This window comes from Salinicola avicenniae (genome assembly GCF_023736115.1).
GTDB classification, from domain to species: Bacteria; Pseudomonadota; Gammaproteobacteria; order Pseudomonadales; family Halomonadaceae; genus Salinicola; species Salinicola avicenniae.
On the sequence record NZ_JAKQZC010000005.1, the window covers coordinates 176,970 to 202,781 of the forward strand.

At 61.6% G+C, this 25,812-nt stretch carries 20 protein-coding genes; 5 read left to right on the plus strand and 15 right to left on the minus strand.

Going from position 1 to position 25,812, the window contains the following annotated elements; all coding sequences use genetic code 11:
• Positions 1 to 4 precede the first annotated feature (4 nt).
• The 10 genes from flgK to flgB all read right to left on the minus strand — a co-directional run bounded on the left by flgK (position 5) and on the right by flgB (position 9,472).
• Positions 5 to 1,660, minus strand: a complete 1,656-nt coding sequence (gene flgK / locus MC381_RS12965) for a flagellar hook-associated protein FlgK (RefSeq protein ID WP_251978174.1) — start codon at positions 1,658 to 1,660, stop codon at positions 5 to 7.
• A 152-nt stretch (positions 1,661 to 1,812) separates the two neighbouring features.
• Entirely contained in the window at positions 1,813 to 2,862 is a 1,050-nt protein-coding gene (gene flgJ, locus MC381_RS12970; protein WP_251978175.1) for a flagellar assembly peptidoglycan hydrolase FlgJ, read from the minus strand.
• Entirely contained in the window at positions 2,862 to 3,989 is a 1,128-nt protein-coding gene (locus MC381_RS12975) for a flagellar basal body P-ring protein FlgI (protein ID WP_374708174.1), read from the minus strand. Before MC381_RS12975 ends, flgJ begins: the two co-directional genes overlap by 1 nt.
• A complete protein-coding gene (locus tag MC381_RS12980) occupies positions 3,989 to 4,693 on the minus strand; it encodes a flagellar basal body L-ring protein FlgH (protein WP_251978177.1) in 705 nt (234 codons plus the stop codon). Before MC381_RS12980 ends, MC381_RS12975 begins: the two co-directional genes overlap by 1 nt.
• A 12-nt stretch (positions 4,694 to 4,705) precedes the next feature.
• On the minus strand, positions 4,706 to 5,488 hold the full coding sequence (gene flgG, locus MC381_RS12985; protein WP_251978178.1) for a flagellar basal-body rod protein FlgG: 783 nt from the start codon (positions 5,486 to 5,488) through the stop codon (positions 4,706 to 4,708).
• Positions 5,489 to 5,565: 77 nt separating this feature from the next.
• On the minus strand, positions 5,566 to 6,333 hold the full coding sequence (locus tag MC381_RS12990; protein WP_251978179.1) for a flagellar basal-body rod protein FlgF: 768 nt from the start codon (positions 6,331 to 6,333) through the stop codon (positions 5,566 to 5,568).
• Between the two features lie 56 nt (positions 6,334 to 6,389).
• A complete protein-coding gene (locus tag MC381_RS12995) occupies positions 6,390 to 7,745 on the minus strand; it encodes a flagellar hook protein FlgE (RefSeq protein ID WP_251978180.1) in 1,356 nt (451 codons plus the stop codon).
• An 80-nt stretch (positions 7,746 to 7,825) separates the two neighbouring features.
• Positions 7,826 to 8,536 (minus strand): flagellar hook assembly protein FlgD, encoded by a 711-nt coding sequence (locus MC381_RS13000; protein WP_251978181.1) that lies wholly within the window; start codon positions 8,534 to 8,536, stop codon positions 7,826 to 7,828.
• Between the two features lie 101 nt (positions 8,537 to 8,637).
• On the minus strand, positions 8,638 to 9,048 hold the full coding sequence (gene flgC / locus MC381_RS13005; protein ID WP_251978182.1) for a flagellar basal body rod protein FlgC: 411 nt from the start codon (positions 9,046 to 9,048) through the stop codon (positions 8,638 to 8,640).
• A 4-nt stretch (positions 9,049 to 9,052) separates the two neighbouring features.
• Complete coding sequence (gene flgB, locus MC381_RS13010) at positions 9,053 to 9,472, minus strand: flagellar basal body rod protein FlgB (RefSeq protein ID WP_251978183.1); 420 nt, start codon at positions 9,470 to 9,472, stop codon at positions 9,053 to 9,055.
• A gap of 313 nt (positions 9,473 to 9,785) precedes the next feature.
• Between flgB and flgA the strand changes: the two genes are divergently transcribed.
• The 3 genes from flgA to MC381_RS13025 all read left to right on the plus strand — a co-directional run bounded on the left by flgA (position 9,786) and on the right by MC381_RS13025 (position 11,480).
• Positions 9,786 to 10,586 (plus strand): flagellar basal body P-ring formation chaperone FlgA, encoded by an 801-nt coding sequence (flgA, locus tag MC381_RS13015; RefSeq protein ID WP_251978184.1) that lies wholly within the window; start codon positions 9,786 to 9,788, stop codon positions 10,584 to 10,586.
• A 121-nt stretch (positions 10,587 to 10,707) separates the two neighbouring features.
• Complete coding sequence (flgM, locus tag MC381_RS13020) at positions 10,708 to 10,986, plus strand: flagellar biosynthesis anti-sigma factor FlgM (RefSeq protein ID WP_251978185.1); 279 nt, start codon at positions 10,708 to 10,710, stop codon at positions 10,984 to 10,986.
• A 41-nt stretch (positions 10,987 to 11,027) separates the two neighbouring features.
• Positions 11,028 to 11,480, plus strand: coding sequence for a flagellar protein FlgN (locus MC381_RS13025; RefSeq protein WP_251978186.1), 453 nt, complete (start codon positions 11,028 to 11,030; stop codon positions 11,478 to 11,480).
• A gap of 211 nt (positions 11,481 to 11,691) precedes the next feature.
• Here MC381_RS13025 and MC381_RS13030 read toward each other — a convergent pair whose 3' ends face one another.
• From MC381_RS13030 to MC381_RS13050, 5 genes are all read right to left on the minus strand, one after another.
• On the minus strand, positions 11,692 to 12,789 hold the full coding sequence (locus tag MC381_RS13030; RefSeq protein ID WP_251978187.1) for a family 8 glycosyl hydrolase: 1,098 nt from the start codon (positions 12,787 to 12,789) through the stop codon (positions 11,692 to 11,694).
• Positions 12,786 to 13,250, minus strand: coding sequence for a cellulose biosynthesis protein BcsD (gene bcsD / locus MC381_RS13035; protein WP_251978188.1), 465 nt, complete (start codon positions 13,248 to 13,250; stop codon positions 12,786 to 12,788). The genes MC381_RS13030 and bcsD overlap by 4 nt, the downstream gene beginning before the upstream one ends.
• 95 nt (positions 13,251 to 13,345) lie before the next feature.
• Positions 13,346 to 17,575, minus strand: coding sequence for a cellulose biosynthesis protein BcsC (locus MC381_RS13040; RefSeq protein WP_251978189.1), 4,230 nt, complete (start codon positions 17,573 to 17,575; stop codon positions 13,346 to 13,348).
• A 52-nt stretch (positions 17,576 to 17,627) separates the two neighbouring features.
• Complete coding sequence (gene bcsA / locus MC381_RS13045) at positions 17,628 to 22,238, minus strand: UDP-forming cellulose synthase catalytic subunit (RefSeq protein ID WP_251978190.1); 4,611 nt, start codon at positions 22,236 to 22,238, stop codon at positions 17,628 to 17,630.
• 12 nt (positions 22,239 to 22,250) lie between these two features.
• Positions 22,251 to 23,069, minus strand: a complete 819-nt coding sequence (locus MC381_RS13050; protein WP_251978191.1) for a cellulose synthase operon protein YhjQ/BcsQ — start codon at positions 23,067 to 23,069, stop codon at positions 22,251 to 22,253.
• A gap of 839 nt (positions 23,070 to 23,908) precedes the next feature.
• Here MC381_RS13050 and MC381_RS13055 point away from each other — a divergent pair.
• Complete coding sequence (locus MC381_RS13055) at positions 23,909 to 24,751, plus strand: flagellin N-terminal helical domain-containing protein (protein WP_251978192.1); 843 nt, start codon at positions 23,909 to 23,911, stop codon at positions 24,749 to 24,751.
• Positions 24,752 to 24,949: 198 nt separating this feature from the next.
• The gene (locus tag MC381_RS13060) at positions 24,950 to 25,804 is read left to right on the plus strand and encodes a flagellin N-terminal helical domain-containing protein (RefSeq protein ID WP_251978193.1); all 855 of its coding nucleotides are present in this window, start codon (positions 24,950 to 24,952) and stop codon (positions 25,802 to 25,804) included.
• The last annotated feature ends 8 nt before the right edge of the window (positions 25,805 to 25,812 follow it).

Below are 25,812 nucleotides of genomic sequence, written 5' to 3' on the forward strand. Positions count from 1 at the left end.
TAGTTCAGCTGCGCAGGCCAAGGATGGTATCCAGCGTGGTGGTACCTGCTTCGATCACCTTAGCATTGGCCGAGTAGTACTGCTGATAGCGCATCAGGTTGGCGTACTCTTCATCCAGGTTCACGCCGGACTCCGCCTGCTGATAGCTATAGATCTGATCACGCAGACCCTCTTGGGTGGCGAGATTCGCCTGGGTGATGGCGGTCTGATTGCCAACACTACTAACCATCGACGCATAGGCTGCATTGAAAGTCGCTCGCCCGCCGACCAGATTGCTCTGCTGCAGATCCAACAGGCGCAATGCATTGCTATTGTCACCACTGCCGGAATATTCGCCACCGGCGGCCGCCAGTTTGCTAGTGTCGGTAAAAGCGACGTCAAATCCGGAAGCCCCGTTACGCGTCGGCTGGACGAGGAAGGAGTCTCCCTCCTCAGGCGTGCCGGAGACCGTCACCGTCACGCCGCCGAACTGCAGCTCATCACCGTCGAGCGTCAGCGTTTCCTTGCGACCACTGGTGAGATTCTCGAGTTGATAGTTGCCATCCTCGAATGTAACTCGGTAATCGTCGGCAGTGACACCGCTGTAGCTCCGCGTCTCGCCCGCCGCCACGGCGTCATCGCCGGTAAAACGCACCGCCATTTCGACATCGCCGCGATTTCGGTCGTTGGATTTCGCTGTCGGGGCACCAAGGCTGAAGAACGCTTCGCCTGCCTCCCCGTCAAGATCGAAGCCTTGCTCCTGAATGGCATTGAAACTACCGCCAACGGAGATGGCCAACTGACCGAGACGATTCTGTACGCCGTCCAGCGTGTCATGCCGAAAACTCAGAAGACCGCCCAGCTCTCCGCCGCCGATCACTCCCTCGTCGATCTGCAGCACATTGTTGCTGCCATCGCGATAGCCCACAGTCACGGCTTCCGGATCGGCTTGATCCTGTATCGCCGCCAGCTCATAGGCCCGATTGCCGGCCACCAGCGAAAGCCCGTTTCCGAGCGATACCTGGTAGGTGGAGCCATCCTGAACCGTGACGTCCACGTCGACCAATTGGCTCATATCGTTGATCAACTTGTCGCGCTGATCCAGCAGCGAATTGGGTTCCTCACCACTGCGAGCACGCGCCACCGTGATCTGCCGGTTGAGATCGGCAACCTGACTGCTCAGATTGTTGACTTGGGTCACCACGTCACCAACCTGACTGTTAATGCCATCCTGCATATCTGTCAGATAGTTGTCGTAGGACCGAAATTGGGCGACGAGGCTCTGGGCGCTGCCCAACACCCCCTGGCGCGCGGCTGGGTCCGCCGGCGAGCCTGTCAGATCCTCGATGCTGGAAAAGAAATTCTGCATCAGCGCGTTCAAGCCGGAATCGGAATCGGCGAGCAGATCGTCGATCTGATTGATCTGTGTCTGATACGTTTCCAGCGATGTCTGGCGACTCTCCGCCTGATTCAACTGCGTCGAGATATATTCGTTGTACTGGCGCTGAATGGCGTCAACGTTGACACCGCTGCCCATGGAGCCGCCGGTGGAGCTCTCGCTCAGCAACGTCAGTTGACGGTTGTAGCCATCGGTATACACGTTCGTGATGTTGTTGCTAGTCGTGGACAGCGCATTCTGGGCGGCGCGCAGGCCGCTGAGTCCAATCGAATACAGGCTCATGTCGAATTCCTGAAAGACGCCGCGCAAGTGCCGCGGCCATTGAATGCAAGGTTATGATTCTTATCGGCGCCCCACAGGCAGACTTGAGTCGACAGTGGGCGTCTTTCGCAACGTTTTGTTAACGCCGCCGACGTGTGACGCACGTCGCCTGCTCAGAAAATGGCGCTAGGTACGCGAGACGGTCCAAAGAGATCGATGTTACCGGCATCGGCCATCAGCGCCTCCCTGCCAGTCGGCGCAAGTGGGCCGATCTGCCCCATGATCGTGTGCAGTTTCTCAGCGTAGCGCGGATCCGTCGCGTAACCGCCCTGCTGCAAAGCGACCGCCGCCGCCTTGGGCGAACCAGCCTCTGTCACACCGCGGTAGCGCGGATTATTGCCGATCAATTGTGCATAGTCGGCGAAAGCGTCCGCGTAAGAGTCATAGACACGGAAGCGATCCGCGATCTTGACCGGCCGGCCGGCGACGTATTCGGTCGTCGTGATCGTGGTGGTTTCCCCGTCCCAGCTCGAGCCAGCCTTGATCCCGAACAAATTATGGCTGTTACCGCCGGAAGCCGTGGGAATTTCGCGCTGACCCCAACCGGTTTCCAACGCCGCCTGGGCCAGAATCAAAGAGGCGGGCACACCGGAGGATCGCTCCGCCCGCTGTGCAGGCTCCGCTAACTGATCGACAAAGGCCGCCACATGCGGCGGGTGCGTCTGGGGAGCGCTATCCGCAGCCCCTGTACTCGGCGTGGCATCCATCTGACGCGATGCGTTCTGATGCGCTAACTCACTCTTTGGCGACGGAATTCGCAGACCATCGTGCAACACTCGCGGCGTCCCCCTCGGGATACCGGCAATCAGGCTGGAAATTTCTTCATTGGCAGCTGTTTTACCGCCAGAGGTCCCCGGCAAGCCACTCCCCTGAAGCTGAGCCACCAGCTGCTCGGCCAGGCCGATGCCCTTGCCCGCCAACACCTGGGCCCACTGTTGGTCCTGCATCGACTGCATCGTGTCCATCTGCTGACTGTGCATAAGGCCCGATTGCGGCGACGCTTCGCGCATACTTTTCAGCATCATCTGCAAAAAGACAGCCTCAAACTGGCGAGCCGCTTCATGAAGGCTCTCTTCCGGCGCGTTCGCCGCCTTGTGTCGCAACCGCTGGACGCTTTGAACATCCAGCGCGAACTGCCCCGAGAGATCGTTGCCAATCGCCATCAGATAATCTCCAGATCGGCATTCAGAGAGCCCGATGCCTTCAACGCCTGCAGAATGGACATCAGATCCTGTGGAGACGCTCCCAGCGCGTTGAGCGCATTGACCACGTCCATCAGGTCGGCGCTGGTCTCCAGCATCTGCAACGCACCGCCCTCCTGCTGAACCGTGATATCCGCGTTGGGCACGACAGCCGTGTCGCCGCCCGCCAGCGCATTGGGCTGGCTCACAATGGGGTTGGCGTCAATCACCACCGACAGATTGCCATGCGCCACCGCCGCCCGATTCAACGTCACCGTATCGGACAGCACCACCGAACCCGTACGCGAATTGACGACGACCCTCGCCGGGCCCCGGTCGGTGGCCACATCAATGGACTGCACTCTAGCCAGGAAACTGACTCGGGAATTGCTGTCACCGGGTAGCTTGAGCTGAACCGTACGCCCATCCAGCGCCGCCGCGATCGGCGCCCCAAACTCCCGATTGATCGCCGCGACGACCCGACGCGCGTTTTCGAAATCGGAGCGTTTGAGAAACAGGTCGAGCGTGCCATCTGCCGTGCCGAGCCGCAGCGGCACCTCCTGCTCGACGATCCCCCCGTCGGGAATGCGACCGGCGGACTGATGATTGATCGATACGCTGCTCCCCGCAGCCTGAGCGCTGGCACCACCGATATAGACGTTGCCCTGTGCCAGTGCGTAAACGCGGCCGTCCGCTCCCTTGAGCGGCGTCATCAGCAGCGTTCCCCCGCGCAAACTGTCCGCGTTACCGACCGACGACACCGTCACGTCGATTTCCTGGCCCTGCCGAGAGAACGGCGGCAGCTGGGCGGTCACCATGACCGCAGCGACATTGCGAAGCTGCATGTTGGTGCCTTCCGGCACCGTCACGCCAAGCTGAGAAAGCAGGTTGGTGATGCTCTGTCCGGTAAAAGGCGCCTGCGTCGTCTGGTCGCCCGTACCGTCGAGACCGACAACCAGCCCATAGCCGACCAGCGGGTTATCACGCACCCCGGCGAAGCTGGCAAGTTCCTGAATGCGCTGCGCCTGCGCACCGATGCTGAAACCGAGTGCGATCAGCAGCAGCAGGCTCTTGGCGAAGGTGAAGCGGCGTATTGAGGTCATAGTCATCAGAACGGCGAGATGTTGAGGAAGAAGCGCTGCAGCCATCCCATGGTCTGCGCCTCATTGATATAGCCATCACCGATATACTCGATGCGGGCATCGGCCACTTCGGTCGAGGGCACCGTGTTGGCGCCGCTGATCGCACGTGGATTGACCACACCGGAGAACCGGATGTACTCGGTCCCCTGGTTGATCGCGATCTGCTTTTCGCCGCGCACCATCAGGTTCCCGTTGGCGAGCACGTTGTAGACCGTCACCGTGATTCTCCCGGTGAAAGTATTGTTGGCATTCGCCCCGCCAGCGCCGTTGAACACGTTCTCGCCCGCCATGTCGATGCCATAGTCTTCGAGGAAGTCGAGCGCTTCAGGAATCTGCGCCAGGTTCAGCGCAGTGGAACCATTGCGCGAGGCGTTGGCCGCCGAGTTCTTGCTCGCACTGACGTCTTCGTTAAGCACGATCGTGATGATGTCACCGACCTGTCGGGGACGGCGGTCCTCGAACAGCGGCTGGAATCCGAAACGGGCCTGATAAATCGAGCCATTCGCCTGCGTCGGCGGCGTCGTCGGGATCTCCACCGGATCGGAGTTCTCGACCACCGAGTGGCGCGGGATCTGCGCGCAGCCACTCAGTATCAGCAAGACCACAAGCGCCAGCGCAATCGCCAAGCGGGAGCCGCCGTTTACCTTGCCCGCGCGCGTCGGATGCGACATCTCACACCTCATTTAGAGCTGACTCAGACGCGCAAGCATCTCATCGGACGTCTCGACAGCCTTGCTGTTGATCTCGTAGGCGCGCTGCGTCTCGATCATGCTGACCATCTCTTCGACCACGTTGACGTTGGAGGTCTCGACGTAGCCCTGATAGATCGTACCGGCACCATCCAGGCCCGGGTTGAGATCGTTGCGCGGGCCGGAAGCCTCGGTTTCGAGATAAAGGTTCTGGCCGATACTCTGAAGCCCGGTCGGGTTGATGAAGGTCGTTACCATCAACTGACCGACTTCGTTGTTCTGCGAGGTCCCCGGCTGGGTAACCGATACCGCACCGTCCTGACTGACACTGATCGACAGGGCGTTCTGCGGCACCACGATCGGCGGATCAACAGGGTAGCCACCCGCGGTTACCAGCTGACCGTTCTCGTTGATCTGGAAGCTGCCATCACGCGTATAGGCGGTCGTACCATCCGGCATTTGAACGGCAAAGAACCCCTTGCCGTTGATCGCCAGGTCACGCGAGTTCTCGGTGTTCTGCAGGCCGCCCTGCGTGTGCAGCCGCTCGGTCGCGACGGGCCGCACACCGGTACCAACCTGCATCCCGGACGGAAGTGTGTCGACGACGGAAGACTGGGCGCCGGGCTGGCGCACGTTCTGGTAGAGCAGATCTTCGAAGACTGCCCGAGAACGCTTGAAACCATTGGTCGAGACGTTGGCCAAGTTGTTGGAAATGACATCCAGCTTGACCTGCTGCGACTCGAGCCCCGTCTTGGCGGTCCACAGTGACTTGATCATGGAGAAAACCTCGTTTCAATGTACCGGGCGGCAGATTAATGGGCGGTAGACCGACCTGAGCCAGGTAGGGGAAATCGTTAGCCCGAGATGGAAAGCAGGCTGTTCGCCCGTTCGGCATTCTGATCAGCGCTCTCGATGACCTTCATATGCATGTCGTAGCGCCGCGAGCTGTCAATCATGGTAATCATTGCCTCGGTCGCCGTGACGTTGCTGCCTTCCAGCGCACCGGGCACCAGGCGCAGCGTGTCATCTGCCGGCACCGGCGCAGCCAATTCCTCGCCTTCCGCCGGTGTCATGCGAAATAGGCCATCTTCGCCCCGCACCAGGTTCTCGTTGCCGGGTGCCACCATTTTCAGGCGGGCCAGCGGTGCCACCGCATCCGGGTTCTGCCCCGGCTCCAACACGCTGATCGTGCCGTCGGGCGCGATGGTGACATCGCCTCCCAGCGGCACCACGATCGCTTGGCCGTTATCGGACAGCACGGGGTTGCCCAGAGACATCAGCAAGCCGGTATCGTCAACCTGGAAATCACCGCGCCGGGTATAGGCCTCGCCACCGTCGGGCGACTGGACCGCCAGCCAATTGTCGTCACCCTGCAACGCCACATCGAGACTGCGCCCGGTCGTGCTGACGTTACCAGACGTGAAGTTCGATCCCGGCGTCGACATCATCGAGGCCACGCGCGTGGGCAGTCGAGCTTCGCCTTCGACTGGCACGGCGCGCATTGCCATCAACTCGCCCCGAAAGCCCGGCGTACTGACGTTAGACAGGTTGTGGTTGTTGACCGCCTGTTGCGCCATCGATTGGCTCGCGCCACCGCCGGCCGTATAAAGAATGCGATCCATGAGGATCTCCCTAGCGAGAGGCGCCGCCGCTCACGACAAGCGGCAGCGCGGACCCATCAGCGCAGCTGCGCGATCTGATCCATGACTTCGGACTGGGTGCGAATCGAGTTGGTATTGGCCTGGTAGTTGCGCTGGGCAATGATCAGGTTGACCAGCTCCTGGGTCAGATCGACGTTGGACGCTTCCAGGGTTTCCGCCTGAATACTGCCCAACGTGCCGGTACCAGCGATTCCAAGGATCTCGTTACCGGAGTCCGCCGTTGCCTGGAACAGGTTGCCGCCGGACGGCGTCAGGCCTTCCGGATTGCGGAAGTTCGCCAGGGCGACCTGCCCGAGGTCAACGCTACGCTCGTTGGTGTAGTTGCCGACGACTCGACCGTCATCGGTGAAACTAATACCGGCGAGCGAACCGGAGGCATAGCCATCCTGCGCCACGCTCTTGACGGTGGAGTCATTGGCGTACTGCGTGGTACCGGCCAGATTGAACATCGCCGTGATGGTGTTGACACCGTCCGGTAGCTGACCTGCGTCACCGTTGCTGACGAACTCGAGGTTCGGCCACTCATAAGCAGGATCGGTGATGTCAGCGATGCCCACCGGGTCGCCAGCCGCATCGAGCTCCGAGAACTGCGTCAAAGCACCATTTTCATTGAATGCAGCGCCGAACTCCTGATCGCTCAACACCCCATCCAGCGCGGTACGAGCCGTCCACTGGTTGTCACCGCCCTTCTGGAAATAGAGCGTGGCGCTGTGTTGCAGACCCTGTGAATCGTAAACGGAGAAGCTGGTCGAATACTGATAGTTCAGCGTCGTCTGATCGACCGGATCGTTGGTACCGTTACTGTCGCCGAGCGTGTCGTACAGCGTGACCGATGAATAGGTCGTGGGATCGCCGGCATCATAGGCAGCAGTGCCGGAATCCAGGTTCAGTTGTAACGCCACACCTTCACCGGAATCCCCCGTGGCGCTGGCAGGCATGTCGGCCGCCGGGACATTGATGACTTGAGGCGCACCACCAACGACGACACCGGAAGTGACATCATTGGCATTGGCCAGCCCGTAACCCATTAGTCGCGCGCCTTGGGCATTCTCCAGATAACCATCAGAGGTCATGGTCAACTGGCCGTTGCGCGAATACCCGATCTGCCCCTCCTGCTGGAAACGCAGAAAGCCGTCACCGCTGATGGCGATATCCAGGTTGCGGCCCGTCGTTTCCAAGCTGCCCGTCGAAAAGTCCTGCAGCACGCCGGAAACGCGCGTCCCCAGGCCGACAGCACTATTGGCGAAGACATCGGCAAACTGGACAGAACCACTTTTAAAACCGCTGGTCTGCGAGTTCGAGATGTTGTTGCCGATCACATCCAATTGCTGGGATGCAGCGTTGACACCACTCAGTGCCTGCGAAAAACCCATGATTGACTCCCTGCTTTTTCAAGCGTTGCGTTATCAAGCGTCGTATATCGTCAAAAACGGTGATGGACGTTCAAATGCACTCAGAGAATTTGACGCACGTCCGCCAGCGTCACGGGATCCTGAGTGGGCCCCAGGTCCAGCCGAGGCGCACCGTCGCTCTGCTGGGTCACACCATTGACCAGCGCATAATTGAGCGTGGTCGGCGCGGAGGTCTCGTCACCATTGATCGCGGTGATCTGGGCGGTGTAGACCGAGTCGGGCGAGGCGTAGCCACCGCTTTCCAACTGGCCATTCCAGGTAAAGCTGTGAACGCCCGAGCTCAGCGGCCCGGTCGAGAAGGTATCCAGCGCCTCGCCATTGGCACCGCGGATCGTGATCTCCAGATCCTCGACCGCGTTGTTGAGGTCGACACCGATCGGCGTCGTGGCCACCTCACCGGTCGTTTCGTCAGCCGCGCCCACCAGAATCCGGTTGCCCGGCACCATGACGCCTTGGCCGATCAGCGCCGTGGCCTGCAGCGCCCGGCCGGCATCGATCTGGTCGTTGATCTGCGCCAGGCTGTCGTTGAGCTTCTCGATACCACTGACCGTGTTGATCTGCGCCAACTGCGCAGTCATGTCCGAGTTTTCCATCGGCTTGGTGGGATCCTGATTCTTCAACTGCGTGACCAGCAGCGTCATGAATCGATCATTGAGATCATCACCGGAGTCCACCCCGGTACTGCGCGAATCACCTGTCGGGGAAGCGTTGATGTTGGCCAGCGTGTTGCTGCCGATTACCGGGCTGGACATCCTTTCTCCTTGCGCTTACGCGCGGCGTTGTATCGTTACCGAACTACCATTCTTACCGAACTACCGTTGCATCCGCGGTTGGCGTGACGGCACTTGAGTCCTTAGCCTTCACCGATTCTCAGCGTCCGGCTCATCAATGTCTTCGCCGTATCCATGACCTCGACGTTGGCCTGGTAAGAGCGGGATGCCGAAATCATGTCAACCATCTCGTTGACGGGATTGACATTGGGCAACTGCACATACCCTTCTTCGTTCGCCAACGGATCGCCCGGACGGTACTCCATGCGCATGGGGGTCGTGTTGTCCTCGACCACGCGATCGACCCTCACACCGCCAGGGCCGCCGCCGTACTGCTCGAGCGCTTGAAACATGACCTGCTTGGCGCGGTAGGGCTGGCCATCAGGACCGGCCACGCTGTCGGCGTTGGCCAGGTTGCTGGCCGTCACGTTCATCCGCTGCGAATTAGCGGTGAGCGCCGAGCCCGAAATATCGAATACACTGAACATGGACATCGACTTACTCCGATTGCATGGCGGTCTTGAGACCCTGAATCCGCCGACTGATGAAAGTCAGGTCCGCCTCGTAACGCAGCGCGTTGTCAGCGAAGGCCGTACGCTCGCGGTCCATATCCACCGTATTGCCATCCAGGCTCGGCTGATCGGGGACACGATAGAGCAGCTCGTCGACACCGCTCGACCCCTCGACGCCGCCAGCAATATGACGCGCCGACGTACGAGACAGAGACAATCCATCACTACCGGCGGCCCGCCCCTGTTCCATGACACGCCCTAACTCCTGTTGGAAGTTGAAATCACGGGCCTTGAAATTGGGCGTGTCGGCGTTGGCGATGTTGTTGGACAGCACCTGCTGACGCTGCGAGCGCAGATTGAGAGCTTCCTGTTGAAAGCGCAGCGCGTTATCCAGCTTGTCGAGCATGCCGAAGACTCCTCCAGAAACTGAGCAGGTCTCTAATCACGACACCTCATCGAGAAGAGGGTCTGTCACCGAGAGATCGCCTGCCCAGGGAAATTGACAGGGTGGAGAATAGCGACCCACTCGTCTCGACAATCGCGTAAACAGACCCTCAATTGCGTGTCATTTTCGCGATTGCCGACCTTCGCCCCTCCGTACAATCGCCTTCAACGCTATCGTTCCGTCCTTCCGATACCCGTTTTCTGGCGTTTCAGGCCTGTCTATCTCGCCCCAGGCCGGTTCTCGGAATCCCCGATGCGCAGGAGACCTCATACGCATGAACGGCGCCCTACCCCCAGACAACTACGAATCTCTGCGCCACCATCGCAAGACACGCCTTCGTCGGCTGCTACTCGCCTGTGCGTCGGCGCTGATCGTGGCGCTGTTCATTATTGCGCTACTGCCACTGCCGACGATTGCGCATGCCGCGGCCGGCAATTCCAGTGCCAGCGAAGCCAGCGCTGAAGATCCTGTCACGACCAGCGTTCGCCACTTCCTTCAGGCACAGACATCCTCACTGGGCGATCACGTCACGATCGAGGTATCTCCCTCGACGGCCGATCTGGGGGAATGCGCCAGCCCGGAACCATTTCTGCCTCGCCCCGGGGTGCCACAGGGCCGCGTTGTCGTCGGTGTTCGCTGCGCAGACGGGGACGGCTCCCGCTATCTGCGTGCCGAGATCTCGGCCATGATTCGCCACCTGGTCGCAAAGCAGGCCGTCGCGCCAGGCGAAATCGTGGATAGCTCGACTCTGGACTGGCAGACGTCGGATATCTCCCGCCTTCGTCGGGGCTATCTCACATCGATGGAAGGGGTCGCAGGTCAAGTGGCGACCCGACGTATCCCTCAGGGCGCCACACTGACCGACGCCATGGTCAGAAAGCCCTGGATGGTCAAGCGTGGAGATACCGTACAACTCTCTGTCATCGGCCAGGGCTTCCGTATCAGTCGTCGCGTGGAAGCGCTCGAGAACGGCAGCATGGGGAGCACGATTCGACTCAGGACCGGGGACAACCGAATCCTGCAGGGCACCGTCACAGGGCCTGATAGCTTGAGCGCCGGTGATCAGCGTCGCTAAATAGCGACGCGAAAGATAAATTTCTTAACAAAACTCAGGCGAAAACGCTTTTAGTTTCCGAGAGGGTTGCCGATAACGTAGGCAAGCACACAGACGTGCACCCAGCCACGAGGTGATCATCTTGAAAATCGATCAGACGCATCCGTTGACCCGCCCTACGCAGAGCGATGCCACGGAACAGAAGAAGGCAACAGCCCCCGCAGCGGATACCCAAACCGTCGCGGGCTCCACAACCACGTTTAGCCAGCTCTCTGCCCAGGATGACAGCAGCGATATCGATACCGCACGTGTCAACGAGATCCGACAGGCCATTGCCGATGGCAGTCTGGAGCTCGACACCAGCAAGATCGCCGACGGCCTGGTCCAGAGCGTTCGCGATATGCTGGGCCGAGACAGCTAACGTTTCTCGCCACTGATTCTGAAAACGCCAGGTAACGCCCCATGACACTTACCGCCTTGTTGAATGAACAGCGCCAGGCCATGCAGCAATTCCTGGCGGCGCTGGAAACCGAGAAGGTCTGCCTGAATGCCGCTCAGGTCGACGGCAAGCGGTTAGGCGAGGTCGCCGAGCAGAAGCAGGCCTTGCTGACTCGGCTGGACCAGCTTGAAGCTGCCCGCCGAGAGCAGCAGCGTGAGCAAGGGTTTGGCGAAGGGACGCGCGGCGCCGAGCGGCTGGCGATTTCGCATGAGGCGGGAGAATGCTGGCAGCAGATTCGACAGCTGGCCGAAAAGGTCAGGCAACATAATACGTTCAATGGCTACATCATCTCTCAGCGCCTGGAACATAATCAGCACGCCATCGATTTTCTGAACCGCGCCGTCGGTGGCAGCGTTTATGGCCCTACCGGCCATTCGCGGCATAAAGGGTTTGGGGGTATCAGCTCGAAGGCCTGACAGCATCGGTGGCACAGCTTCTCCTTCTCCGACCGCGCTATTCGCTGGGCCGCACTCTGGCGTGCTTGCATCAGAGACGGCTCGCGCTCGAGCCTGCTTTCAGGATGCATCCTCCTCTTACCAAACCCACGCCAATTCACCTCCCCCCCCACCGTCGCGTGATGTCGCCCTCGACAGGTCAGCAGTACGATGATCGAGCAGCGGCGTTGCGTCAGTCGCGACGACTCAGGCTCAGCTGACTGGCGGCAACACGGGTCAACATCAACAACGTGGCCGAATAATAATCTTCCTGCGCCCCCGCGCGATCGCCGATGGCCCACGGGCGCCCTACCAGCAGCGCGTTGATGGCACGTCCCCCCTCGGAGAGCGAGTACGGCGCGACCGCATCGGTTTGTAGATCGATCCACGCTGGCGGGGCGTCCCCTGCCCAGAACTGCGCAATATCGTCCAGTGTTTCGACCTCCCTCAGCCCTCCCCAAGTGAAATAGAGCGGGACACGGATGTTTTCGAACCCGAAGCGTGGCTCCCACCCCTCGGCCGGAGCCAGCGAGCCATCCACCGATAATCGGAGCCAGTCGGCGGGCAGATCGAACTGGCCGAACCGGGCGCGCTCCAGCAGCTGGCGACCGGAGTCGATCAGCGCTTGCCAAGGGCCGGCAGGTTCCCGCGCGGCAAAGTCGCGCAGCGCGGGAACGATCCAATAGGAAAGATTGAGGTTTGCCGATCCCGTGTGACGGAAACCACTCTCACCCGGCAATAGCACCGTATACCCAGCGATATCGGTTACCAGATGGTCATTGATCGCCTGGCGAATGTCATGGGCGCGTACCGAGTAACGCTCTTCTCGCCAACGATCTGCTGCCAGCTGCAGGGCCCAGGCCATGAAAAGATCCCCATCACTGGCATTGTTCCAGTCCGGCACCGCGGGGTCGGCCTGCGGATCGTAGCGCCAGGCGAAAAGCGCCACATCCGAACGCGCGAGATGCGCTTCCGTCCAGCCCCACAAACGATCGAAGGCCTCTCTATCGTTGAACTGAACGGCAAGGAACATCCCCCACCCCTGACCTTCCGTGTGGCTGACGTCTCCATTACCGGTATCGACGATGCGCCCCGCGGGCGTCATGAAGCGCGCTCGATAATCCCGCCATCCCGTGTCATCCTGATTGAAACTTCCCGATGCCATCGTCGGCGTGGCCAGCAGCAACTGCAACAACAGCAGCAAAAAGCCTACGGTGAGCAGCGCGCATCGCCTGCCACGGCGTTTCCCATGCCGGTATTCTCTCGTCGCGCCTAGCGTTGTTGTTGTCATGGTTGTCGTCCTGGGCCACCGTAACGGAAGAGCAGCGACTGTCTGTCATCCTGCCGGATGATGCGGACTCGCCCGGTGCCGCCCTGAGTGGCGAGCCACCCTTCATAAAGACCGGCAATGATCGCGCCCATCCCCGCGGCGGCATCTCGGTATACCAACCCGAAGGTCGGCACATCACCATGTTCGATCAGCAGGTACTGCTCATGATCGCGTAGCAGGCACCAGCCCCAGTCCAGTTCGCCCAGACGCCGATTGACGATGTGTTCCAGGGCTCGCAGCGTCGCTGGCGCCCCAAGCGGCAACTGCCTCGCCATCTGCAAACCGACGCGGTGCAGGAACGCTTCATCGTGCTCGCTACTTGAGGGTGCCTCCTCGCTCAGGGGCTCCTGAATCACCGTGAGAAGCGCATTCAACAGAGTCCGGCCGGGGGACAACGTCTCAGCGTCGTGCGCGTCGCTCACGGAGGAGCGAGGCGCCTCGTTGTCGCGTTGCTGCCGTTGGCGCAGCAAGGCACGTGGTGGCGATGTTGATTCGCTTTCGGCTTGCGGATGACGATTCATGGCTGCCCCTCGAGACGATAATCCAGAAAGAGCGATGCCGAGGTCTCCGAGTAATCCCCGAAGGAGTCATACCCCAGCGCCCCGCCTACACTCAAGTTGGGTGCCAACTCGTAGTCGAGTCGCCCCCCCAGCGTGATACCGAACCCGGATTCACTCTCGCCGCGGTAACGTGCACTGTTCAGCAGCCCCACGGACGTCAGGGTTTCCAGCGCCGACTGGGCATCGGCATCATCCGGAAAAATATCGGCATCGTCCTCTTCATAGCTCTGGAACCCCGGTGCGGCGCTGAGACGATAACGCCAGCGGTCCCGTGTTTCCTCGTAGCTTATCGGCAAAGAAAGACTCACATAATTCTGGGGACTGAAGTACCCGCCATGGCCGTAGGTGAAGTAGCGCAGGTTCTTGTCGAACCCCATATAACCGAGATTGACGCCCACCTGCAGCTGGCGATCCGACTCGTTGATCGGCCGCACATAGGCCCCCGTCGTAAAAGTGACTGAATGGTTGTCGGCAACGTGTTCGCCCTGATAGACATAAGCGCCGGCACTGGCATAGGCGCCACTGCCACCATCATCGTAAGTGATGCCAACCTCACCGCCGGTGCGCGTTACCGCCCCCCAGGTCTCGCCGGTCAAGGGATCCTTGACCCCCGCATAGGAGAGCACGCTGTCCTTCACCGCGCGGCGCTCCGCCTTGAGGCTGAGCTGCGTGTTTCGGCTGAGCTTGGGCTGCCAGGCGATGCCGCCCACGATGTTGGATTGCTCGAACCCTTGCGGTGTGGCGCCGATATCCGCGCTCACGTCACCGATCCGATAACCGATATCCAGTCCCACACCGGCATCGCTGATGGAACCGGGATCGCGCGCGGCACTGGGCAGGCCGGCGAGTCGCGTGGCGAGACCTTGCTGCACGCTCGCCAGGCTCCGCTCCAGCAACTGGCGTTGATCGTCGACATCCCCGGCGTCGAGGTCGCTCCAGTCGGAATCGAACAGCCTATCGATGTCCGCCAGCAGCTCGGATTGCCGTGAGGCCGAGAGATTGTCGGTGACAACGAAATCGGTGACCGCCGCGCGGAACTGGGCAAGCTGCTCCCCGCTCAGCGACGCAGTGTCGATGCCGGCCTCATAAAACGGATTGCGCTGCAGCGCCTGTTCGAGCGTCTCGGCGGCGCGTGCCAGACGAAGCTGGATCAACGGATCGTCAGGGTTCTCCTGACGTTGCAGCGACAGTTCCCGGTAGCTGTCCGCCACATCCTGAATACTATCGAGAAGGGTGCTGACGTTGGCGAGTCGAGACTGCAGGGTCTCGGCGGCCACCGTGAAAGTACCGGTACCGTAGCGATCGTTGGCGCTGCCGCTGATCTCGCCGGCCGAGATGTACTCCGGGGAGAGCGAAATTTCCAGACGTCCGCGCTTGAAAGGCGACGCCGACAGGCGCATCTCGCCACCGATCGACGTCAATTCGCTCAAGCCGGACTCACCGTCGCGCAGCCGCAGCTGCACCCCCGGCCGAAGGTAGGTCGCAGTCTCGCTCTCGAGCGATGACAGCAGTCGCTCGACTTCCGCACGGGTATCCGCGTCGTTCGTGCCTTCGGCGCTCGCGGCCGGCGACAGCACCGTCCGCCCCGACACGGCATCGCGACGCGCTGCGGCTTCGCGGGTGTGCCGGAAAGGGTTGCTCCCCGATGCCAGGCTGATACTGGCGGCGGAAGTCGCCGGCAGGATCACGAGCCCTTCCGCCTCGGCATCCAGTTGGCCGCGCGCCTTTTCCAGTAGCGCGATGGCCTGACGTCGGTCCCCCTGTGCCCGCGAGGTGCGTGCCGCCAGCACAACCAGCGCCGGCGATTCCAGCGGCGCATGCTCGACCAGCAAGGCTTCGGCACGCTGCGTATCGTCTTGCGCTAGCGCCGCGTTCACCGCACCGGCCAGGACCGTTTCATTCTCGGGTGCCCGTTCCAGCAGTCGATCGTAGACGGTGCTCGCTGCCGCCGGCATATCACCACTGGTGTACAACCGCCCCAGCGCCAACAGCAACCCTGTATCATCCGGGCTCGCCTGCAGCTGAGGCTGCAGCACATCATAAGCTTCGGCGTAGCGCTGCTGCCCCCGCAGCCGATCCGCTTCCATCACCGCCAGCCCTCGCTCGGTCTCTGCGACACGGGCCTGCAATCCGCTTTCACTTGCCCGGCTCGCGATACGCCCCAGCAAGGCTCGTGCTTCCTCACCATGGCCCGCGCGCGCCAGCACCAGCACATGGTTGAGATAGGCTCCCGGCTGCGCCGCGATATCGGCCCCGTCGAGCTGTCTTCGCACCATTTCCAACGCCATGCCCGGCTGGCCCGCGTCCAGCAGCAGCATCGCGACACTGCCGACGTCGCCCGCCTCACTAGGTGGCTGACGATACCAGGCGTAAAGCGCCTCCCTGGCTACCGGATGGCCATTCGCGAGGTCTTCACGAACTTGTTGCAGACGGCGTCCGAAAGCCACTCGCGAGCGCAGCTTGGCCAAGCTGTCTGACTGAACGTCCGCCGGGAGCCGCGCGATCAGTGTCTCGGCATCGGCCCAGCGTGACTGTTCGGCCGCCAGCATCGCGCCGGCTTGCAGGGCCTCCGGCGTCGCATCCGCCCCCAACACGGGGGACATGACGAAACTCGCCTGATAGGGCTTATCTTCCAACTGATAGAGCCTCGCCAGATCCAGCCGAATCCAGGGGTCTTCAGGTGTCAGCGCCAGCGCCTGGCTGAGGCGCTCGTGCGCGGTATCCCGTTGGCCCCGGGACAGCAATGTTCCGGCCTCGGCGCGTAACTCCCGTGCTTGCTCCTTGCGCGGATCTCCCAACGCCGCCTGCTGCGTGGCAGACAAGCCTCGCATCGCCATCGTCGCCTCCTGCCACCGCTGCTGGTCGCGCAGCACGACGACCAGCCCCTGTCGCGCTTCGACGCTGCCCGGCGAGGCATTCAATACGCGGCGATACCAGCGTTCGGCGTCAACCGGATTGCCGCGACGACGCTCGAGATCCGCCGCCAGAAGACGCGCAGCGCGCCCTGTCTGCCCCGATTCGTTCGTCAGCGGCATCAGTTTGGCCAAGGCATCATTGAATCGATCCGCCGCCGCCAGTTGGCGAACGCCATCCAGCTCGGCGTAGAAGCTGGCGCTGCGAAAGGCGGCCACCCAGTCATCCCGAGGCGCCGGCGCCGCCTGAATCGCCTGACCGAGCCGGTCCCGAGCCTCGGCGAACCGCTCGCGCCGAAGCGCGATCAGCCCCAGCCCCGCCAGGGCGTCCGCATCGGCATCATTGTCCGCAAGTGCCTGTTCGAAAGCGGTCCGAGCGCGAGACAACTCACCCTCGTCCAGTGCCTCGTAGCCCTGCTGCCGAGCCTGTGCTGCCGGATCGGCCTCCGCTGCTGCCGTCTTGGCCAGGAAGTACTCCCGGACGGCCTGATCGTCCGGATATCGCTGCAGATAGCGTTCGTAAAGGCGCTGATCGTCCTCGGTGGCATCCAGCCACAACAGCGCCTGGCGCCAGGCAACGCGAGTCTCCGCAAAAGACGGCATCTCACCGAGATCGTTAATAGACTCTCGTCGGGTCGCCTTGCGATAGCTCAGCACCCGAGCCAGCGCCAACGCGATCTGCGCGTTACCGGCATCGCGTCCGGCCAGTTGCTCGAGGCCGGCGCGCGCGCGCTCCCAGCCACCGTCGGTGCCCGCCAGCGTCTCGTAATACTCCGGTGCGAGATCCCAGGGCGGCGGCTCGTCGCCGAACAGCCGCTCGTACTCCCGCGCGGCGCCTTCAGCGTTACCTGCCGCGGCCAGCGCACGGGCCCTCGACAGCCCCGCCGGATCGATTCGACCGCGATCCAGCGCCTGTCGAAGTCGCTCGGCAAGGGCGCCATCTGGCGCCACCTCACGCAGCCTCTCTAGCCAGCGCTCCGCGCGATCATCCTCGCCGGCATCGATCGCCAGCCGCCCGAGCCGATAGAGGGCCTGCTGGTTCTGCGGGTCCGATTCCAGCACCCGTTGCAAAGCTTGTGCCGCGAGGTCGCTCCTTTGCCGCGCCTGCCAGAAGGCTGCCTGTTCGAAGAGTGGGGAGAGTACCGTCTCGCTCTCCTTTGCCCGACTTACCTGTGTCCGGCTTTCCTGTATCGGGTCTTGTTGTGTCTGAACGCCTCGTCCTGGGAGTTCCTGCGCCTGGAGACCGACGCTCCCGCTCGCGATGGCCGTCAGCATGACCCAACGCCGCAGCTTTGTTCCTTTGGCGCGCCGCACGCCCCAACCACACTCATCCATCCTGTTCCACCTCGGCCATGGGCGAGCGCGAGCCATGCTGTCGTTGCTCGGCGCGCCGCTTCAACAATGGGTAGACCACCGCGGTGCACAGCAATAGCGAGCCGATCAGTAGCCACATCAACCACCAGGGGCGCTCGCCGAAAATCCAATACCAGCGCAACCACCAGGGCAGATCGCCGACTTGGTACGGCCGAGCGACCTGGAAGGACGTCACGCTGCCGTCCGCGTCGATGAGCGCCACATCGCCTCTCACCGCCTCGCTGACCCGCCGTTGCCCCAGCAGGTCAACCATTGCCGGTAGCGATTGCGCTTCGCTGGCCGTCATGACGACTACGCTGCGGCCTGCCTGCCAGGGGGACTCGAATCCCAGCAAGGCGTTGACATGACGTCGGCTAACCAGCGCACGACGCAGGATTTCACGGTCATCGCGCCAGTTCCCCCGCAACCAGTCACCGAAACGCGCCTGCAACGACGGCGGGCGTGTGGTCAGCGCCCCCGCCGCCACGTCGACCCGTGTCCCAGCCAACGCCGCCGCGAGAAGCGGCGTGTCCGTCGCGCCAATGATCAAGAGGTCGCGATCCTTAAATCGAGCAATGCCGCTCGCGCCCACGCCAACGCCCAAGCGAAGCGCGGCCATACCCGTGGATTCGCCCACTCGCGCGGCGAGATCAAGCACGGCTTCCAGCTCCGCATCGTCAGGGTCGACCGGCACCACGAATGCGCTCTCGGCCAGGTCCGGCTGTCGCGTGAAGGGAAAACCGGCACCGACGAAATAGGAGAGATTCGGCAGCGTCGCGAAATGTCGTGCAGTGCTAAGGTCGAGCGTCGAATCAGGCGCAATACGGCTCAGGCTGTCCTCGCCGAAGGCCGTCGACGCCGCCTCTCCCGTACCGTCAGCGCCGAGTACGACGTCGGCGCCGCCCGGTGGCGTCGTTCCGTCACCCGCCGCCTGCAGGCACGTCTGTCCGGGCCTGGCGCGCAGGTCGAAGTAGAGGCTGAGCGTGTTTTCGCCGTAGATCAGATAAGGCGGTATGTTCAGGGTCGCGCTGTCCTGCCTGACATCCCCGCCCAGCCACCCCCAGAAACGCTCCAGCAAGCCGTGGTGATTGACCCCGAACGATCCGAGATAGGTGTCGTTCAGGGTGACATCGAGGCGGGAGGCCGACTCGTCGAACCAGTCGGCTTTGGGAAAGGTGTAATTCAGGGTCAGCGGGAAGGTCTGCCCCGGCCAAAGGAAGAGGTCCGGCGAGGCACGAAAGTTGATATCGATCGCCGAGTGCGACAGGCCCGCACTCTGGAGTACTGCGGGGTCGACCAGCGACGACAGCGTCACCGGTTGCGAGGAAGAGATCCAGGCCGGCGCGCCGAGGCTTGGCCAGTCGGGCAAGGCCACGGAGTCCGCGGTTCGCTGCTCGCCCGATAGTGTCGTCTGGTTGATGACAAAATCGCGAGCGGCGGCGACCAGCCCGGCGGCATCGTCGCCATGCACCAGCATCAAGGTACGCGCGGGGTTACGCGGATTGGCGACGAGACGCACCCCACTGCCCATGTGAAGCGACGCCGGCAAGCCGGGTAGCGCGTCGTCGCCCTCGAGAAACACGATGGCGTCAGCATCCGGCAGGCGATCTCGAGAGACTTGGAAAGCCAGCGAGCGCGTCGCCGTCTGGCTACCGAGATGCGAGGCGAGCAGTGCCGCCGCTTGCAACGCACCTGCGTCGGGACGGGTCGGAAACACCATCATTACCGACGAGGAAGCCATCGCAACATCGCTGTAAAACGGCAGCGGGAACCGGGCCAGGTCCCTCTTCAGCGGCAGCCGCTGCAAGGCAAGCTGCAACAAGGAACTTTGCTCAATGACCAGCGCGCCCCCGGGGTTTGCCGGCGCCAGGCATTGACGTTCCCGCTGCTCGGCCAGCGAAAAATCCAGTCGGTTATGTGTCACTAGCAGGTGCGGTTCGACCGGCAATTCCAGCTTGAACAGTTCGCCGGGGGCGTGTTCCAGCATCAGGCTGCGCAGGGATACACCATTGAGTGAGACGTTCAGACGTAGCCGCTCTCCCCGTGCTGCCGTAGGCATGCGCATGTCCAACATCAGCGACGCCTCGGTGGCAATGTCGTCCGGACGCAGGGAAAACGCGATTCCCGCCCGGGCGCCAGGCCCGCCAAGGCGAATGTCGCGGCCGACCAGTCTGCCGAAAGTCGCGCTTTCCCAGACTGTCGATGCCGGCTCGGTGATCTCTGCCGGGTAGTCGAATGCCGGAGAATGGGAGCCCGACTGTTTGGCCGCACTCGATGTCGGCAGCAACGGCGAGAAAGACAGTCTGCCGTCCGCATGGACCGAGGGCGCAGGCAATGGCCCTGTCGAGGACAGCGGTTGGCTCATGGCCGAGCGAGCAGAAAGCAGCAGCAACAGCGTCAGCGCGGCCAGCCCCAGCACGCGCCCGGCAATCCAGTGGGCGCCGACGCCAGCACCGGCGCGGAACGGCTTCCCCTCATGACGCTGACGCTGCCAGGATGTGAAGAACAGCCCGAACACCGCCTTGAGTACCCACCAGAGCGAGCGCAGCGGGTGGTCCACGAAGCGCGGCCGATCCAGCCACGCATCCGCCCGCCCCATCACGGCAGCCACCAGCTGGCGACGCTGGGCGATATCCAGTCGCCCGAAGCGCAACCGGATGCTGTTTCCGTGACGCGCTATCTCGCGGACCGGCAGACCCGACAGCCGATAGCCTTCCCGAAACTCGATCCACGCCAGTGGCGCCCCGGCGTCAGCGACCGCCGAGCTCGTATCGAACTCGACCAGCACACCGCCCATGGAGAGATTGCGCGTCACGGCCTGCTCGACCCGCCCATCATCACGATAAACAACCGTCGGCAGACTGACATCGAGTCGCACATGGTGGCGGATCTGGCGCGCTTCCCGCGCGACGGCAATCGCCGCCAGCAGCATTACCAGACTGAAGGATGCCCAGAACAGATTGAGCAGCATGACATTGCGCTCGATACCGAACGTCTCGTTCCAGATCAGCCGCACAATGCCCCAGACGATCCCTGCACAGAGCAGACCGGCGACCACAAGATGTGGGCGAACGATGCGAAAATCGAAAAAACCTTCCGGCAGCAAGCCGCCCTTGTCGGTCACGTTGAATTTTCCCCGCCGGGGACTGAAGAGCGTGACCAGAGTCGTGCGAACCAGATGGAAGGAGAGCACCGTTTCGTAGATCTCCGCCCAAAAACTGAAACGGTAGCGCCCCTGTAACAGTGAATTCAGGATCAACGTATGCGCCAGGTGCGGCACGGCGTAGACGAAGATCATGGCGGCTGACGCCGCGATGATGTTCTGTCCGATCAGCAGGTAAGCCAGCGGTGCTGTCAGAAACACGATTCGCGGCAGGGCGAACTGGAAATGCAAGATGGCGTTCAGATAGCAGAGCCGTTGCATCAGTGAAAGCCCACGGCCGAACAGCGGGTTATCCAGGCGCAGGATCTGCGTCATGCCTCGCGCCCAACGCATGCGCTGGCCGACATGCAACGACAGCCGTTCCGTGGCCAGTCCTGCCGCCAGCGGCAGATCCAGATAGGCGGTGCGCCAGCCACGGCGCTGCAGCTTCAATGCCGTATGCGCGTCCTCGGTTACCGTCTCGACGGCAAAGCCACCGATCTGGGCCAGCGCAGTGCGTCGGATCACGGCACACGAGCCACAGAAAAACGTCGCGTTCCAGAAGTCATTACCCTTCTGAATCAGCCCGTAGAACAGCTCATCCTCGCTCGGCATACGCTCGCCGACACTCAAATTGCGCTCGAACGGATCGGGGGAATAGAAATGATGAGGTGTCTGCAGCAGTGCCAGCCCGGGGTCGGCCATGAAACTGCCAAGAGTCATCTGCAGGAAGCCCCGCGTAGCGACATGATCGCAGTCGAAGATGCAGATCAGTTCGCCCTGCGTGCAGGTTAGGGCATGATTGAGATTTCCCGCCTTCGCATGCGCATTGTCGTCGCGCACGATATAGCCGATACCGGCGGTGGCGGCGAACCCGGCAAACGACTCACGCCGGCCGTCATCGAGCAGGTAGACGTTCAGCTTGTCGGCCGGGTAGTCGAGGTTCTGCGCCGCCAGCACCGTGTCCTGGACGATTTCCAGGCTCTCGTTGTAGGTCGGAATGAAGACATCCACGCTCGGCCAACTGGCCATGTCCGCGGGCAGCGGTACCACTCGGCGCTGCAATGGCCACAAATTCTGTAGATAGCCCAGGATCAGAATGATCCAGGCATAGACCTCAGCCGCGAATAGCCCGTAGCCCAGCACGGCTTCCAGCGTACTCTGGAAGACCAGCGTTTCCGTGGCCCGCCAATAGAGATAGCGCGTCGAGATGGCCGCCGACAGCAGAATCAGGAAGATCGCCAGCGGCCGGGAGCGCGCCCGCAACCGCAACAACACCAGCATGGCCACAACCGTGATCAGTCCGAACAAGCCCTGATTCGCGACCGACATCGGCGTTGTCACGGTCAACATCACGATCGGCAGTGCCAGCAGCACCACCACGACGGCGATCACGGCAGACAGTCGCCCGGCGCACAGAGAAGAAAATCTGGATTGACTCATGGGGTATCCGGCTCACCCAGCGGACTGGCGGTCGGTTGCCGTTACGCCTCCCGACGCATAAAGCGGGAACCGAGAAGCCACCGCTCTGGCCGCCTGTTCGATGTCGTGCGCGGCGGCACTGAAAGGCGACTGAAGGATGACCGGCCGCTGGTCCGCCAGCGCCTCGCTCATGGCTTCATCGCGGTGAATCGCGCCGACCAGCTCGGGCGAAAAGCGCTCCAGCATCATCTCGGCGATTTCCCGCTTGAGCGGCGAGCGGGAGTCAATCTGATTGATCAGATAGCCGAGACGTCCGTCGGTATGGGCCGCCTTCCAGGGTGCCGGTGGTGGCGCCCCCAAGGCGGCTTCCCACTGCGGCAGAATGGCCAGAGACCCCGCGTCAGCCATCAAAGTAACCAGCGTCAGGTCCGCCGCCTGTGTCAGTGGCGCACTCGTGGCATCGTGAAGCACCGACGTATCAACCAGGACCAGCGTGTGGGACGTCTCTTCCAGCGAGCGTAGCCGCGGCAACAGCCAACCAGGCGACGCCAGCGAGGCCTGCCGCTGGGGTAGCGTCAGCGAGCTACCGAATGGCACAACGGACAGCATATCCTCCAATGGCACCGACAGATGCCGCCAGCTCTGCTCGTTCGAGAGAAAGCCATCGACATAATCGATCAAGCCGTGTTCGCCGCCGCCTGGCAGTGCAAAGTGGCGGATCAGCGCATTCTGCGGGTCCAGATCCACGAGGAAGACCGAATAACCCAGCCTGCCGAGCGCGACACCAAGATTGACACACAGCGATGTCCGACCGACGCCCCCCTTGGGCGATACGAATTGAATCAGGGGCATCAGGATATCCTCTGGAAGAGCTCGGTCAGCGGCGTATCCGACTGATGCTGGCTCACCTCGCCACCAGGCGGTCGCGTATCGACCCACGCGACGCTAACGGGTTCATGAAACAGCGGTCGACTCGCCAACCGCGAGGTCCCCAAAGGCGTCAATGTCGATGCGGCCTCCCCCAGGCCGGTTTCGGCACCTGGCCACGCTTCCGTTTCGGAAGACCGGCCACGATCACCTGCCGCGTTTTCCGACGCACCTTCACTGGCGCACGTTGCCGCTCCCCGCAACAGTGCCCAGCGGCTGTCGCCCGGACGTTTAGACGGTATCCGGTAGACCGCCATATCGCTCTCGACTGCCGATAACAGCCGCGAGACATCATCAGGGGGAGTCATCGATTGCCCTCGCTTCCACGTTCCGCGCGGCACAATGTCGGTAAACACTGACGCCCGCGTATCAGTTTGTAAGATACTGGCTATTATTTAGTAACAAAACGTTTCTTAGAAGAATCAATCCACACTCAGCCATATAGATGAAAAATCTCATACTCATAGCGACCAGGGGAGCGAGAGCAGCGCCAAGACTGAAGGGAGAGCGCGTTTCTAGGCAAACCAGCGCTGACGGATTGGTACCGACACGCACCGACAGCCATCCAAGCGGAGGGGCAAATGCGACGACTGAAACATTTCACTACATCAAAAAAGCCTACAACGGCCTAAAGCAAAACCAGGCAGCGCCGATAAATGGGGCAACGGCCACGGGGCCGTTGCAGCAAGGTCGATACACAACGCCCCAGCGATTGGCAGACCTCGCCAAGTAGAGCCCTCTCAACCGAGAAAGGAATACAGACAATGGCAGTTATCAATACCAACATCACATCGCTGATCGGTCAGAACAACCTGAACAAATCTCAGGATATGCTGGCCCAAGCTCAAGAGCGCCTCTCCTCCGGCCTGCGTATCAACAGTGCCAAGGATGATGCTGCCGGTCAGGCTATCGCCAACAAGATGACTGCCCAGATCAAGGGTATGGATCAAGCAAGCCGTAACGCGAGCGACGGCATCTCGCTTGTCCAGACGATGGAAGGCGGACTGGATCAAATCAATGATAACCTCCAGCGTATCCGTGAGCTGGCAGTACAGGGTGCCAACGACACCAACACTGCCGAAGACCGTGCCGCCATCACCACCGAGATCAACGAGCGTATCGCCGAGATCGACCGCGTCGCCGGTAGCAACAACTTCAACGGTACGAACCTCCTGAACGTAAGCGGTGGTGGTACGCTGAATATTCAAATCGGTTCCAACACGACCAACAACGATGTAATCGAAGTTGGCACAATCGATGCGACCAGCAGTTCGCTTGGAGTGAGTGGGTCTGCTGCCGCGCTTTCCGGCTCCGGTGCCACTCATGCCAACTTCCAGACGCTGATCGATGACATCGACACCGCTGTCGAAACCCTGGACACCAACCGCGCAACGCTGGGTGCCACGCTGAACCGCTTCGACTCCGTCATCGATAACCTGGCAACGACGTCGACCAATCTTTCCGAAGCTCGCTCGCGAATCGAAGACGCCGACTATGCGAAAGAGGTCTCTAACATGACCCGCGCCAATATCCTGCAGCAGGCTGGCACCTCCATGCTGGCACAGGCCAACCAGACGCCACAGTCGGTTCTCTCGCTGCTGCAGTAACTTCTGGACATCACGCCAAGATGTGGGTTAACGACGGGGCCAATTGGCCCCGTTTTTATGTTTGTCCACCTATTTTTTCTAGAAAATTATCGCTTTCGCTACAGAAACATCTGGCGATGCCGTTAATGAACATACCGGCGACGTAAGCGCCGTGGAGAAGGCCTTCCAGGCCACCTGCACAAATAGAGGATAAGTCACATGTCCGTTATCAACACCAATATCACGTCGCTGATCGGTCAGAACAACCTGAACAAATCTCAGGATATGCTGGCTCAGGCTCAGGAGCGTCTCTCCTCCGGCCTACGTATCAACAGTGCCAAGGATGATGCTGCCGGTCAGGCCATCGCCAACAAGATGTCTGCACAGATCCGGGGGATGGACCAGGCAAGCCGTAATGCCAGCGACGGCATCTCTCTTGTCCAGACCATGGAAGGCGGCCTCGATCAAGTCAACGACAACCTGCAGCGTATCCGGGAGCTGGCAGTCCAGGGCGCCAACGATACCAATACCGCCGAAGACCGCGCCGCCATCACCACCGAGATCAACGAGCGTCTGGCTGAGATCGAGCGCGTTGCCGGTAGTAACAATTTCAACGGCACCGAACTACTCAACGCCAGTGGTAGCCTGAGCATCCAGATCGGCTCCAACACCGATGCCGAAGACGTCATCAGTGTAAGTACCGTCGACTCAACCGTTGCGGGTCTGGGTCTGGCGAGCGGAAGTGAAATCACCGGTACCACCTTTACCGTAAGCGGTGGCGCGGCGGCTCACAGCAGCTTCCAGAACCTGATTGATTCCGTTGACACAGCTACCCAGACACTTGATACCAACCGTGCAACACTGGGCGCGACGCTGAACCGTTTCGACTCTGTCATCGACAACCTCGCCACCACCTCCACCAATCTGTCTGAAGCCCGTTCCCGTATCGAGGATGCCGACTACGCGAAAGAAGTGTCCAACATGACCCGCGCCAATATCCTGCAGCAGGCTGGCACCTCCATGCTGGCGCAGGCCAACCAGACGCCACAGTCGGTTCTCTCGCTGCTGCAGTAATTCTGCAA